Annotated in this window: 10 protein-coding genes and 1 riboswitch; of the genes, 7 read left to right on the top strand and 3 right to left on the bottom strand. The window is 65.3% G+C overall.

Annotated features, from left to right (window positions below; translation table 11 throughout):
* Positions 1-941: AMP-binding protein (locus tag Q0687_RS28945; protein WP_298884813.1), on the top strand; the 941-nt coding region annotated here is incomplete at its 5' end.
* Between the two features lie 393 nt (positions 942-1,334).
* Positions 1,335-1,850 (top strand): L,D-transpeptidase, encoded by a 516-nt coding sequence (locus Q0687_RS28940; protein WP_298884811.1) that lies wholly within the window; start codon positions 1,335-1,337, stop codon positions 1,848-1,850.
* A gap of 55 nt (positions 1,851-1,905) precedes the next feature.
* Here Q0687_RS28940 and Q0687_RS28935 read toward each other — a convergent pair whose 3' ends face one another.
* Both Q0687_RS28935 and Q0687_RS28930 read right to left on the bottom strand, forming a co-directional pair.
* The gene (locus Q0687_RS28935; protein ID WP_298884809.1) at positions 1,906-2,496 is read right to left on the bottom strand and encodes a thermonuclease family protein; all 591 of its coding nucleotides are present in this window, start codon (positions 2,494-2,496) and stop codon (positions 1,906-1,908) included.
* A 72-nt stretch (positions 2,497-2,568) separates the two neighbouring features.
* The gene (locus Q0687_RS28930; RefSeq protein WP_298884808.1) at positions 2,569-2,766 is read right to left on the bottom strand and encodes a DUF1674 domain-containing protein; all 198 of its coding nucleotides are present in this window, start codon (positions 2,764-2,766) and stop codon (positions 2,569-2,571) included.
* Positions 2,767-2,955: 189 nt separating this feature from the next.
* On the opposite strand from Q0687_RS28930, the gene Q0687_RS28925 reads away from it, so the two are divergent.
* The 3 genes from Q0687_RS28925 to purH all read left to right on the top strand — a co-directional run bounded on the left by Q0687_RS28925 (position 2,956) and on the right by purH (position 8,039).
* Positions 2,956-4,302: an RsmB/NOP family class I SAM-dependent RNA methyltransferase gene (locus Q0687_RS28925; protein WP_298884806.1), complete on the top strand. Its 1,347-nt coding sequence runs from the start codon at positions 2,956-2,958 to the stop codon at positions 4,300-4,302.
* 157 nt (positions 4,303-4,459) lie between these two features.
* Positions 4,460-6,178, top strand: a complete 1,719-nt coding sequence (locus tag Q0687_RS28920) for a heparinase II/III family protein (protein WP_298884804.1) — start codon at positions 4,460-4,462, stop codon at positions 6,176-6,178.
* A 162-nt stretch (positions 6,179-6,340) separates the two neighbouring features.
* A riboswitch (ZMP/ZTP riboswitch) is annotated at positions 6,341-6,422 on the top strand.
* 24 nt (positions 6,423-6,446) lie between these two features.
* Positions 6,447-8,039: a bifunctional phosphoribosylaminoimidazolecarboxamide formyltransferase/IMP cyclohydrolase gene (gene purH, locus Q0687_RS28915; RefSeq protein ID WP_298884802.1), complete on the top strand. Its 1,593-nt coding sequence runs from the start codon at positions 6,447-6,449 to the stop codon at positions 8,037-8,039.
* A gap of 132 nt (positions 8,040-8,171) precedes the next feature.
* On the opposite strand, the gene Q0687_RS28910 is transcribed toward purH, so the two are convergent.
* Positions 8,172-9,557: an MFS transporter gene (locus Q0687_RS28910; protein ID WP_298884800.1), complete on the bottom strand. Its 1,386-nt coding sequence runs from the start codon at positions 9,555-9,557 to the stop codon at positions 8,172-8,174.
* A gap of 100 nt (positions 9,558-9,657) precedes the next feature.
* On the opposite strand from Q0687_RS28910, the gene ggt reads away from it, so the two are divergent.
* Together ggt and Q0687_RS28900 are read left to right on the top strand one after the other, a co-directional pair.
* A complete protein-coding gene (gene ggt / locus Q0687_RS28905; RefSeq protein WP_298884798.1) occupies positions 9,658-11,409 on the top strand; it encodes a gamma-glutamyltransferase in 1,752 nt (583 codons plus the stop codon).
* Positions 11,410-11,506: 97 nt separating this feature from the next.
* Entirely contained in the window at positions 11,507-12,802 is a 1,296-nt protein-coding gene (locus Q0687_RS28900; protein WP_298884796.1) for an MFS transporter, read from the top strand.
* Positions 12,803-12,902: the final 100 nt, after the last annotated feature.

Genomic DNA, 12,902 nt, shown 5'->3' with positions numbered 1-12,902 from the left:
ATTCGCGCTTCTGGAACGTCATCGACAAGCACAAGGTCAACATCTTCTACACCGCGCCGACCGCGATCCGCGCGCTGATGCAGTCGGGCGACGAGCCCGTGAAGAAGACCTCGCGCGCCTCGCTCCGCCTGCTCGGCTCGGTCGGCGAACCCATCAATCCCGAAGCCTGGGAATGGTATCACCGCGTCGTCGGCGACGACCGCTGCCCGATCGTCGACACCTGGTGGCAGACCGAGACCGGCGGCATCCTGATCACGCCGCTGCCCGGCGCGACCAAGCTCAAGCCGGGCTCGGCGACGCAGCCGTTCTTCGGCGTGGCGCCCGAGATCGTCGACGCCGACGGCAAGGTGCTGGAGGGTGAGACCACAGGCAATCTCTGCCTGACGCGCTCCTGGCCGGGCCAGATGCGCACCGTCTATGGCGATCACGCCCGGTTCGAGCAGACCTATTTCTCGACCTACAAGGGCAAATACTTCACCGGCGACGGCTGCCGCCGCGATGCCGACGGCTATTACTGGATCACCGGCCGCGTCGACGACGTCATCAACGTCTCCGGCCATCGCATGGGCACGGCGGAAGTCGAGAGCGCGCTGGTGGCGCATGAGAAAGTGTCGGAGGCCGCCGTGGTCGGCTTCCCGCACGACATCAAGGGGCAGGGCATCTACGCCTATGTGACCCTGATGGCCGGCATCGAGCCGACCGAGGAGCTGCGCAAGGAACTCGTCACCTGGGTGCGCAAGGAGATCGGACCGATCGCCTCGCCCGACCAGATCCAGTTTGCGCCGGGCCTGCCAAAAACCCGCTCCGGCAAGATCATGCGCCGTATCCTGCGCAAGATCGCCGAGGACGAGCCGGGCAGCCTGGGCGACACCTCGACGCTGGCCGATCCCGCCGTCGTCGACGATCTCGTCAAGAACCGGCAGAACAAGAAGTCCGCGTAAGGGTCGCTCTCATGCCCCGGACGCAGCGCAGCGCCTCTTTGGCGGTGTGCTGCAGAGCCGGGGCCCATCGAGCCGCGTCGAGAAAGAACTGGGTCCCGGATCCGCGCTTCGCTTGTCCGGGACACGAAACCGTCTCGCCCCGGCGCTCCTCAAAGCACCTCACGCATTTGTCAGGGCGCGCGCCGACACAGCCGCATCTTTCCCGCCAAGTGTTGTTTTCAAGTCATTTACTTTATTTCGAACATTTCCTTTGTTCCCCCTGCTGGCTCGCCCTCGGCGACCGCGCGTGGAAACCGTCCGGTTAACAAGCGCGGTTAAGAATGTCTGGGCAAGGCAGCGATTGCCGGTTTTGCGTGAATTTCGACGATCCGTTTCGGGCTGAGGGGAAAATCGATGTCAATGAAGATTGCACTGGCGCTGGCCGCCACCGTCGCGGCAGGGGCGCTGATGTCGACGGCAGCCGAAGCGCGGCCGGAGATGGTGGGCGCGCACTTGGCCGACTACTCGCCGGGCACCATCGTCGTCAAAACCAACGAGCGGCGGCTCTATCTCATTCTCGATGACGGCCACGCCGTGCGTTATCCGGTCGGCGTCGGCAAATCAGGCAAGCAGTGGGCCGGCACCACCCGCATCGACGGCAAGTACCGCAACCCGGCCTGGTCGCCGCCCGCCGAAGTGAAGCGCGACAAGCCGCAGCTTCCCGACGTCATTCCCGGCGGCTCGCCGCGCAACCCGATGGGTGTTGCCGCCATGACACTGGCCGGCGGCGAATACGCCATCCACGGCACCAATGTGCCGGGCTCGGTCGGCGGCTTCGTCTCCTATGGCTGCATCCGCATGCTCAACGACGACATCACCGATCTCTACGGCCGCGTCTCGGTCGGCACCAAGGTGGTCGTGACGCGCTGATCGAAGAGATCAAAGCCAGAGATTGAAAGAGCCGCGTTTCGACGCGGCTTTTTTGTTACCAGAACCGCCAGCCGCGCGTGCACCAGCCGTCGCGATGGCCGCCGTTGTAGCTGCGCGCATAACCGCCCGCGAGCATCGCCGCTGAAACATTGGTAGTTCTTCTGGTTGCGACGTCGGCGAGGACGCGCCCGTATTTTTCCGAGCCGAGATTGTAGATCGTGACGCCGCCCTGCCCGAGCAGATTGCGCAGCGCGTCAGTCGCCGCCTCCGCCTTGTCCAGTTCGGCCTGACAAGAGGCCTTCATCTCGGGCGCATCGATGCCGCGCAGGCGAACCCGCGCGAGGAGATCGCGTCCACCACTTTGATGCACGCGCGCCAGGAAAGTGTCACCATCAATGATACGGACGACGTCGACTTGCAGGCGTTCGTCGGGATTGCCTGAATGCTGGAGGATGATCTCGGCGTCCTGCGCGCGCACGTCGGCCGAATGCGGAACGGGCCAGTTCGACCCGTGCCGGAATGTGAGCACGACCGCCACGACGATTCCGACCACGAACATCCACGGCAACAATCCGGAGAAGCGATGGCCGAACGGCGAGCCGCCGAACCGCGGCCGATAGGAACTGTCTGGGTCGAAGCGCGACATCCGCGCACGCTAGGGCTGAGTCGGCCGGACCGACAAGAGAGCCTGAAAAGCTGAACCTAAAAAAGCCGAGCCTCAGAAATCCGAGGCGATGCCCTTGCGCTCCCAATCGCCATAGCGGGTGGGCTCAGGTCCCTTCGGCCCCTGCAATTCCTTCGGGGCCGCCTCGGCATGCGCAGCTGCAGCTTGCCGACGCGCCTCGGCTTCGGCCAGCGCCCGCTGGGCCGCCGGTGGCAGGGGCTTGCGATTGGAGGCGGAAGATTGGTCGTTCATCGTTGCTAGGTCCTAGCGCAGGAACGTCATACGCGCGACGTCCAATAACGCATTGCTGAAATGGCAGCTCAGGGCTGAAATCACCAGAGACCATTCTTACATTTGGCATATTCGCATGCCACAGAAGGTATCCTCAAGGCATGCGCCCCTATCGGCGGAACTGCCGCTCGCTCAGAACCTTACGTCCGCATGCCATCTCAACGTTTTGCTCCTCCGTCCGAAGTGCCCGGTCTCGCGGCGCGGCGGATCGCTGCCGATATCGTCGACGGCGTCCTGCACAAGCACCGCACGCTCGATGACCAGCTCGACGGCTCCGGCGCCCATCCCGGGCTGAAGACACTCGCCGACCGCGACCGTGCGCTGATGCGGCGCCTGGTCGCGACCATTTTGCGCCGGCTCGGCACGCTCGGTCATGTGCTCTCGCGTCTGCTCGACAAGGGCATTCCGTCCGACGCACCGCGCGCGCAGAGTGCGCTGCTGATCGGCGCAGCCCAGATTCTCTGGATGGACGTGCCCGATCACGCCGCAGTCGATCTCTCGGTGCGTCTGGTACAATCCGACCGGCGTGCCGCGCGCTATGCCGGCCTCGTCAACGCGGTGCTGCGCCGCTGCGCGCGCGAGGGCCAGGCGCTGGTCGAGGAGGTCGCATCGCAATCGCTGGACCTGCCGCCCTGGTTGCTGGCGCGCTGGAGCGCGCATTACGGCGAGGCGACTGCGCGGGAGATGGCGCTCGCGCTCGGCCATGAACCCTCGCTCGATCTGACGGTGAAGTCCGATGCCGCGCAATGGGCGAGCCGGCTGCATGGTGAAGTGCTGCCGACCGGCTCGGTGCGCACACTGCTGCACGGCTCGGTGACCATGCTGCCCGGTTTCGCCGAAGGACAATGGTGGGTACAGGACGCTGCCGCGGCGCTGCCGGTCCGGCTGTTCGGCGACATCAAGGGCAAATCCATCGCCGATCTCTGCGCCGCGCCCGGCGGCAAGACCGCGCAGCTGGCACTGTCAGGCGCGCGCGTCACCGCGATCGACCGCTCGCCCGCCCGGGTGGCGCGCCTGCGCGAAAATCTGAACCGCCTGTCGCTTCAGGCCGAGACTGTCGTTGCTGACGCCGTGGAATGGACGGGGCCCGCGGATGGCTTCGACGGAATCCTGATCGATGCACCCTGCACCTCGACAGGGACGATCCGTCGGCATCCTGACGTCGCATGGCTGCGGCAGGAGTCCGATGTCGCTGCGATGACCGTTCTCCAGCAGCGGCTGCTGAAAAAATCCGTCTCGCTGCTCAAGCCGGGCGGGACGCTGGTCTATTGCACCTGTTCGTTGGAACCCGAGGAAGGCGAGCAGGCCGTCGCCACGCTGTTGGCCGGGGAACCTTCGCTTCGCCGTGTCCCGATCGACGCCAGCGAGGTCTCCGGGCTCAGCGAGATCATCACCAAAGACGGCGATCTCCGGACGCTGCCGAGCCACCTGCCGCATGCCGACCCGAAGCTCGGCGGGCTCGACGGATTTTTCGCCGCCCGACTCGTTAAATCCTGATTTTGCACCGGATTTTGCTACCGCGACCCTGATTCGGAGCCTTTCAAGGTGGTGTCGGTCGTCCGATTTTGGGATTAATAAGGATTCGTCGGAATCCTCTCCCCCTTCAAGGCAAGGCGTGTCGGTCGCTCAACGCAGACGTATCTCGACGCTGGTCATGAACCGCTTCGCGCGGAACATGCTCGCGCGCGCGAGCGGCGGTTCCGTTGCGTTGTCGCGGGTCTGGCCCGGCCGGACCGACCGGCTGATCATCGCGCCGCATGATTTGCGCACCGCGGATGCGACGCGTGCTGCCGAGATCTATGCCGGCCGCTTCGTCTTCGCCGGCAAGATCGTCAATTGCCACGGCCGATCGATTTTCGATCTCGATCCGCCGTCGGAGGATTGGGAGGTCGCGCTGCTGGGCTTCGGCTGGCTCCGGCACCTGCGTGCAGCCGATACCGCGCTGACCCGGGCGAACGCGCGCGCGCTGGTCGAGGACTGGATCAGCAATCCGGCGAACAAACGCCGCCCTGTCGCCCGCCGCGCCGACGTGCTGGCGCGGCGCGTGATCTCGCTGCTGTCGCAGGCGCCGCTGGTGCTGAGCGACACCGACAACAAATTCTACCGCCGCTACCTGCGCGCACTCGCGCGCGAGATCCGCTTCCTGCGCTTCACCATGGTCAACATCCCCGACGGGGTGCCGAAGCTCCAGGTGCAGATCGCGCTGTGCTACACGACGCTGTGCCTTGCCAATCAGGCCCGCCACATCCGCAACGCGTCGAAGAAACTTTCAGACGAGTTGCAGCGGCAGATTCTCCCCGACGGCGGACACATCTCCCGCAACCCGGGTGCGCTGATCGAGCTTCTGATCGACCTGTTGCCGCTGCGGCAGACTTTTGCCGCGCGCAACATCGCCCCGCCGCCGGCGCTGCTCAATGCGATCGACCGCATGATGCCGATGCTGCGCTTCTTCCGCCATGGCGACGGCAATTTCGCTTTGTTCAACGGCATGAGCGCGACGCCATCAGACTTGCTCGCGACGCTGCTCGCCTATGACGACGCCCATGGCGCGCCGATGGCGAACATGCCGCACACCGGCTTCCAGCGCCTCGATGCCGGCCCGACCACTGTGATCATCGACACCGGCCCACCGCCGCCGCCCGGCGTCAGCCATGACGCGCATGCCGGCTGCCTGTCGTTCGAATTGTCCTCCGGCATCAGCCGCATCGTCACCAATTGCGGCATGCCGACCACCGGCCGCGACAATTGGCGGCCGTTCGCGCGCAGTACCGCGGCGCATTCGACCCTGACCTATCACGACAGCTCGTCCTGCCAGTTCGTCGAGATGTCGGCGATGAAGCGGCTTCTGCGCGGCGCGCCTGTCATCAGCGGCCCCCATGAGGTCGAGAGCTATCGCGAGGTCGTGGAGGGCGGCACGCTGCTTACGACCTCACATGACGGCTATCTCGCCAAATTCGGCGTGATCCATCGCCGCGTGCTGATGGTCGCCAATGACGGCGCGCGGATCGACGGCGAGGACACGCTGTCGCCACCGCAAGGCGCGCGCCTCAAGGGTGCGGATGCCGATTTCGCGCTGCGCTTCCATCTGCATCCTGCGGTGAAGGCGAGCCGGCTGTCGGATGCGCGCGGTGTCATGCTGGTGCTGCCGAACCGCGACGTCTGGACCTTCGAAGCCCTCGACGACAAGGTCGATCTCGAGGACAGCGTGTTCCTGGCCGGCAATGACGGCCCCCGCCGTACCGCCCAGATCGTGATCCGCCAGGATGCGCGTCAGGCACCCTCGATCCGCTGGAGCTTTGTGCGTTCGACCGCATCGCCCGCGATCACCAATGCCCGCCGCAACGCCCGCCGCGAGCCGGAACTTCCGCTGTAAACAGGCACGATACGGCCCTATTCCAAAGCCTTTTCGAGCGAAGCGGACACCGGTTCGCATGAAGAAAACGCGTCAAAACAAGAAGGTAGAGCCCCGTTCCGATCCCATCAGAACGGAAATGGCTCTGCCCGTTGAGAGCTGTGCCAAAAGCTGCTATCGAGCGCTCGTTCGCGCGACTGGCGACCTTGGATGGAGCACCATCGGGAAGCGCGACACATATCCGCCGCGCGCCTGGGCATAGACACTCCCTGAACAGAGGATCTTGCTCATGACTGACCATCCCCGCCGCGTCACCCGCGCTCTTCTCTCTGTCTCCGACAAAACAGGCCTGATCGAGTTCGCCAAGGCGCTCTCCGCGCATGACGTCGAACTGGTCTCGACCGGCGGCACCGCGAAAGCGATCGCCGCGGCCGGCCTCAAGGTGAAGGACGTCTCCGACCTCACCGGCTTCCCCGAGATGATGGACGGCCGCGTCAAGACGCTGCATCCGAAGGTACATGGCGGCCTGCTCGCGATTCGCGACAACAAGGAACACGCGGAAGCGATGAAGGCGCACGGCATCGCGCCGATCGACCTCCTCGTCGTCAATCTCTATCCGTTTGAAGCGACCGTCGACAAAGGCGCTGGCTTCGAGGATTGCATCGAGAACATCGACATCGGTGGTCCCGCGATGATCCGCGCCGCGGCGAAGAACCATGACGACGTCGCCGTCGTGGTCGAAGCCGACGACTACAAGGCCGTGCTCGACGAACTCGCCGCCAACAACGGCGCGACCACGCTGAAATTGCGTCGCCGCCTCGCCGCAAAGGCCTATGCGCGCACCGCGGCCTATGACGCGGCAATCTCGAACTGGTTCAACCGCCAGCTCGAGATCGACGCACCTGATTTCCGCGCCTTCGGCGGCAAGCTGATCCAGTCGCTGCGCTACGGCGAGAACCCGCACCAGATCGCGGCGTTCTACGCGACGCCGGACAAGCGCCCGGGCGTCTCGACCGCACGGCAGCTCCAGGGCAAGGAGCTCTCCTACAACAACATCAACGACACCGATGCGGCCTATGAATGCATCGGCGAGTTCGACACCAAGCGCACTGCGGCCTGCGTCATCGTCAAGCACGCCAACCCTTGCGGCGTCGCCGAAGGCGCGAACCTCGTCGAGGCCTATCGCAAGGCGCTCGCCTGCGATTCCACCTCGGCCTTCGGTGGCATCATCGCGATGAACCGCGCACTCGACGCCGACACCGCGCGCGAAATCACGAAGATCTTCACCGAAGTGATCATCGCACCTGACGCGAGTCAGGAAGCGATCGAAATCATCGGCGCGCGCAAGAATCTGCGCCTGCTGCTCGCCGGCAGCCTGCCCGATCCGCGCGCGCCGGGCCTGACCGCCAAGACGGTGGCCGGCGGTCTGCTCGTGCAGAGCCGCGACAACGCGGTGGTCGACGACATGACCTTCAAGGTCGTGACCAAGCGTGCGCCCACGGAAGCGGAGATGCGCGACCTCAAATTCGCATTCCGCGTCGCAAAGCACGTCAAGTCCAACACCATCATCTACGCCAAGGATCTCGCCACCGTCGGCATCGGTGCGGGCCAAATGAGCCGCGTGGATTCAGCGCGGATCGCGGCGCGCAAGGCGCAGGATGCGGCGAACGAGCTGAAGCTTGCCGAGCCGCTGACCAGGGGCTCGGTGGTGGCGTCGGATGCGTTCTTCCCGTTCGCCGACGGCATGCTCGCCTGCATCGAGGCCGGCGCCACCGCGGTGGTGCAGCCCGGCGGCTCGATGCGCGACGACGAGGTCATCAAGGCCGCCGACGAGCACGGCATCGCAATGGTGTTCACGGGCATGCGGCATTTCAGGCATTGACTTCGCCGCCGTCATTCCGGGGCGCGCGAAGCGCGAACTCTGGTGCGCAATCGCGCACCTGAGAATCTCGCGCGACAACCTCTGGATTCCGGGTTCATCGCTCCGCGATGCCCCGGAATGACGGTGAAGATGCTATTCTTTCACCCGCATCAGCAGCGCGAACCCCGTCACGAAAAACACGACCAGCACGGCCATGCCCGCCTTCTGGCTCGCGGTGGCCGCGGTGATCACGCCGATCAGCAGTGGGCCGATGAAGGACGTCACCTTTCCGGTCAGCGCGAACAAGCCAAAATACTGCGCGATACGATCCTTCGGCGCGAGGCGGATCAGCAGCGTGCGCGACGCCGCCTGAAGCGGGCCGCCGGCCGCGCCGATCAGGCAGCCGAGCACGATATAGGCACGCTCCGCGGCAGCGGCGAACAGCGGCCCGCCCGGCACCGGCGGGGCGACCTTGACGAACAGCACGCTGTCCTTGTCGACCAGCAGAATCGCAGCGACGGAGAGCAGCAGGATCAGCATGCTGCCGGCGATGACGGGCTTCGGCCCGAGGATATCGTCGAGCTTGCCGCCGAGCCACGCACCGAACGTGCCGGCGATGGCGAGGATGATGCCGAACGTGCCGATCTGGATCGTGTGCCAGCCAAAGGTGCCGGCCGCATAGATGCCGCCGAATGCGAATAGCGAGACAAGACCATCCGTGTAGATCATGTTGGCCAGCAGAAACGCGGCGAGCGATTTCTGCTGCGGCAGATCCTTCAGCGATTGCTTGAGATCGGCGAGGCCCTCGTACAGCGCCTCGCGCAGCGGGCGCTTCGCCGGATAATCCGGCGTGAACAGAAACATCGGCGTCACGAAGACGATGAACCAGAGGCCGGTCAGCGGTCCCGCGGCACGGTCGCCTTCGTGGGTGGCGGGATCGAGCCCGAACAGCGGCGTGAAGCCAAGCAGTGTGCGGCCGGTCTCGGGATTGGCGGCGAAGAAGCCGAGCACGATGATCAGGCTGACGATGCCGCCGATGTAACCTGTCGCCCACCCGGTGCCGGAGAGTCGGCCGATGCGTTCGGGCGGCACCAGCGTCGGCATCATCGCATTGTTGAAGACGGTTGCGAACTCCGCGCCGACGCTGGCAAGCGCTACCGCGATGAGCAACGGCGGAATGATGTCGTGATTGCCGGGCTTGCCGATCCACAGCGCGCACGACGCCACTACCAGGACTGCGCCGAACGCGGCGATCCACGGCTTGCGGCGGCCCGAAGCATCGGCGATGGCGCCAAGCACCGGGGACAACAGCGCGATCGCCAGGCCAGCTGCTGCCATCGCAAACCCCCAGAGCGACTGGCCTGCGGCAGGATCCGGCGCAATGCTGGTGGCAAAATAGGGCGCGAACACGAAGGTCGTGATCAGGGTGAAATAGGGCTGCGCGGCCCAATCGAAGAAGATCCAGCTGATGACGGCGGCGCGCGGCGGATAGGTTCGCGGGGCGTCGGCCAAGCGCGCAGCCGGGGCGATCGTCGTCATCACGCAGTCCTCATCACGAACAGTTTTGCCTCTGTCGGCGCAAACCGTATAGCATTGTTGCGACGTGTTTGAATTGGCCTGAAGGCTTGGCGGAAATTTGATGATGGCATCATTTTCGACACGGCGCGCTTTTCTCGCACTGATCGCCACTCTGGCGTTTGGGCTTGCATCAGCAACCGCTCAGGATGCGCGGCGGACTTATGTGCCGCCCGCGCTCGACGCCGTGCACGCTATCCCGGCCGAACATGGCATGGTGGTGGCGCAGGAGAAAATCTCCGCGCAGGTCGGCGCCGACATCTTGCGGCGCGGCGGCAATGCCGTCGACGCAGCCGTCGCAACCGGCTTCGCCATGGCGGTGACGTATCCGCGCGCCGGCAATATCGGCGGTGGCGGCTTCATGATGATCCATTCCGCCGATCGCAATGAGAACATCGCGATCGACTATCGAGAGACCGCGCCTGCGGCGACGACGGCGCAGATATTCCTCGGGCCCGACGGCAAGCCTGATGCCGCCAAGTCGCGCGATTCCGGACTCGGCATCGGCGTGCCCGGCACCGTGGCAGGCCTGGCGCTGGCGCTGGAGAAATACGGCTCCGGACAATTCACGCTCGCGGAATTGCTGCAGCCCGCGATCGCACTCGCTCGCGATGGATTCATCGTCACCGACGACATCGCCGACACGCTACCGGGTTGGTATCCGCGATTGGCACGCTTTCCATCGTCGGCGAAGATTTTCGCAAAGCCTGATGGCACGCCTTTTGGCGAAGGCGACAGGCTGGTGCAGAGCGACCTCGCCGACACGCTGGCGAGCGTTGCGGCGCAAGGCTCGCGCGGATTCTACGAGGGAGCGGTGGCGGAAAGGCTCGCCAAGGCCGTCTCCGATGCCGGCGGCATCATGACGCCGGCCGACCTGAAGGCTTATCAGGCGGTGATCCGCACCCCGGTACACGGGACCTACCACGGCTACGACATCGTCTCGATGCCGCTGCCGTCTTCCGGCGGCGTGGTGCTGGTCGAGACGCTCAACATCCTCGAAGGTTTTCAGCTCGCTGATTTGAAGCAGGGTTCGCCGGCTTCGCTGCATTTGCTGATTGAGGCCATGAAGCGCGCCTATGCCGATCGCGCCCGCTATCTCGGCGATCCCGCTTTCGTCAACGCGCCGATCGAAACGCTCACCGCGAAGGACTATGCAGCAAAACTGCGCGCCAGCATCTCCACCGAGCACGCTACGCCGTCGAAGGATCTCGCCGCGAGCGCGCCCTCGCCACGCGAGGGCAGCAACACCACGCACTATTCCGTCGTCGACAGCCGCGGCAACGCGGTCAGCAACACCTACACGCTGAACTTCAGTTACGGCGTCGGCCTGGTCGCCGACGGCACCGGCGTGCTGCTCAACAACGAGCTCGACGATTTCACCGCCGCGGTCGGCGCCTCCAATGCCTATGGTCTCGTCGGGTATGAGCCCAATCTGCCCGGTCCCGGCAAGCGGCCGCTCTCCTCAATGTCGCCGACCATTGTGCTGAAGGACGGCAAGCCGGTGCTCGTGACGGGTTCGCCCGGCGGCAGCCGCATCATCTCGACCGTGCTCCAGGTGATCGTGAATGTGCTCGACTACAAGATGGACGTCGCGGCCGCCGTGGCTGCGCCCCGGCTGCATCATCAATGGCTCCCGGACGAAGTGCGCGTCGAGCGCGGCTTCCCCGACGACGTGCTGTTCGAGCTGAAGGCGATGGACCATCTCATCGTCGAGCCGATGGGACAGACATCGGCCAATTCGATCGCGGTGACGCCGAACGGGCCCCTCGGCGCGCCCGATCCACGCACGCGCGGGGCGGAAGCGGCTGGACAGTAGTTCGGTTGCTGCGTCGCAAGACGGAGCGCGCTGTCTTGCGCCGGCCGCCGCGCGTGCTACCACCAGCCGGCCAAAAGAATTTGCCGGGGAAACGCACATGACGACAGCCGACCCGCTCCAGCGCATCGAACGCGCCGAGATCGAGGACACCAGCCTTCTCGCCTTCTATCGCGACATGAACGCCGCCGAGCGCCGCACCTTCTGGGCCTGCGCGGCCGGCTGGGCGCTCGACGGCATGGACTTCATGATCTACCCGCTGGTGATCGGCACCATCATCGCGCTGTGGAAGGTCGATGCGGCCTCAGCAGGCCTCGCCGGCACGGTGACGCTGCTAGCCTCCGCCATCGGCGGCTGGCTCGGCGGCTATCTCTCCGACCATATCGGGCGGGTCAAGACGCTCCAGATCACCATCATCTGGTTCTCGTTCTTCTCGCTGGTCTGCGCCGTCGTGCAGAATTTCGAACAATTGTTGATCGCGCGCGCCGTGCTCGGCCTCGGCTTCGGCGGCGAATGGGCTGCGGGCGCTGTGCTGATGGGCGAGGCGATCCGGCCGCAATATCGCGGACGCGCGGTCGGCTCGGTGCAGTCGGGCTGGGCCGTCGGCTGGGGCCTTGCGGTGCTGTCGCAAGCGATCCTGTTTTCGTTGATGCCGGCGGAGACGGCGTGGCGCTGGATGTTCGTGATCGGCGCGCTGCCGGCACTGCTGGTGTTCTACATCCGCCGCTCCGTCTCCGAGCCGGAGATCGCAGCAGAGGCGCGCGCCAGGCAGGCGGCGAACGGCGATCGTCCTGCGCTCTGGGAAATCTTCTCAGGCCCGATCCTCAAGACCACGATCCTGGCGTCGTTGGCGGCGACAGGCTGCCAGGGCGGCTATTACGCGATCACCTTCTGGGTGCCGCAGTTCCTCACCAAGGAGCGGCATCTGTCGATCGTCGGCTCGACCGGCTATCTCTCGACGCTGATCGTCGGCTCGTTCATCGGCTATCTCACCGGCGCCTGGCTTGCCGACCGGATCGGACGGCGCAATCTGTTCCTGATCTTCTCGATCGGCGCGATGGCCGTGGTGCTGCTCTACACGCAGCTGCCGCTCACCAATGAGACCCTGTGGGTGCTGGGCTTCCCGCTCGGCTTCTTCGCCTCGGGCTATTTCTCGGGGGTCGGCGCGTTCCTGACCGAACTCTATCCGACGCGGCTGCGCGGCTCGGGCCAGGGCTTCTGCTACAATTTCGGCCGTGGCATCGGCGCGCTGTTTCCGTTCCTGGTCGGTGCGCTGTCGGCGTCAACGTCGCTGGCCAATGCAATCGCGATCTTCGCGGTGGTGGCTTACGCGCTGTTCTTCATCGCGGCGTTCGCGCTGCCGGAGACACGCGGGCGCGTGCTGCACGCGGACTGACTTTCGATTGTCATCCCGGGGCACGCGAAGCGTGAACCCGGGATCTCGAGATTCCCCGGTGCGCAATTGCGCGCCTGAGGTCTGGTGCTTCGCACCATCC

Origin of the sequence: uncultured Bradyrhizobium sp. (assembly GCF_936928535.1) — a bacterium.
Lineage (GTDB): Bacteria > Pseudomonadota > Alphaproteobacteria > Rhizobiales > Xanthobacteraceae > Bradyrhizobium.
Note: the sequence above shows the minus strand (reverse complement) of the source record. Positions and strands in the feature narration are given on the sequence as shown.

Coding starts and splice junctions, on each gene's coding strand:
- Q0687_RS28940 (WP_298884811.1), top strand. CDS start 1,335: ATGTCAATGAAGATTGCACTGGCGCTGGCCGCCACCGTCGCGGCAGGG.
- Q0687_RS28935 (WP_298884809.1), bottom strand. CDS start 2,496: ATGTCGCGCTTCGACCCAGACAGTTCCTATCGGCCGCGGTTCGGCGGC.
- Q0687_RS28930 (WP_298884808.1), bottom strand. CDS start 2,766: ATGAACGACCAATCTTCCGCCTCCAATCGCAAGCCCCTGCCACCGGCG.
- Q0687_RS28925 (WP_298884806.1), top strand. CDS start 2,956: ATGCCATCTCAACGTTTTGCTCCTCCGTCCGAAGTGCCCGGTCTCGCG.
- Q0687_RS28920 (WP_298884804.1), top strand. CDS start 4,460: ATGAACCGCTTCGCGCGGAACATGCTCGCGCGCGCGAGCGGCGGTTCC.
- purH (WP_298884802.1), top strand. CDS start 6,447: ATGACTGACCATCCCCGCCGCGTCACCCGCGCTCTTCTCTCTGTCTCC.
- Q0687_RS28910 (WP_298884800.1), bottom strand. CDS start 9,557: ATGACGACGATCGCCCCGGCTGCGCGCTTGGCCGACGCCCCGCGAACC.
- ggt (WP_298884798.1), top strand. CDS start 9,658: ATGATGGCATCATTTTCGACACGGCGCGCTTTTCTCGCACTGATCGCC.
- Q0687_RS28900 (WP_298884796.1), top strand. CDS start 11,507: ATGACGACAGCCGACCCGCTCCAGCGCATCGAACGCGCCGAGATCGAG.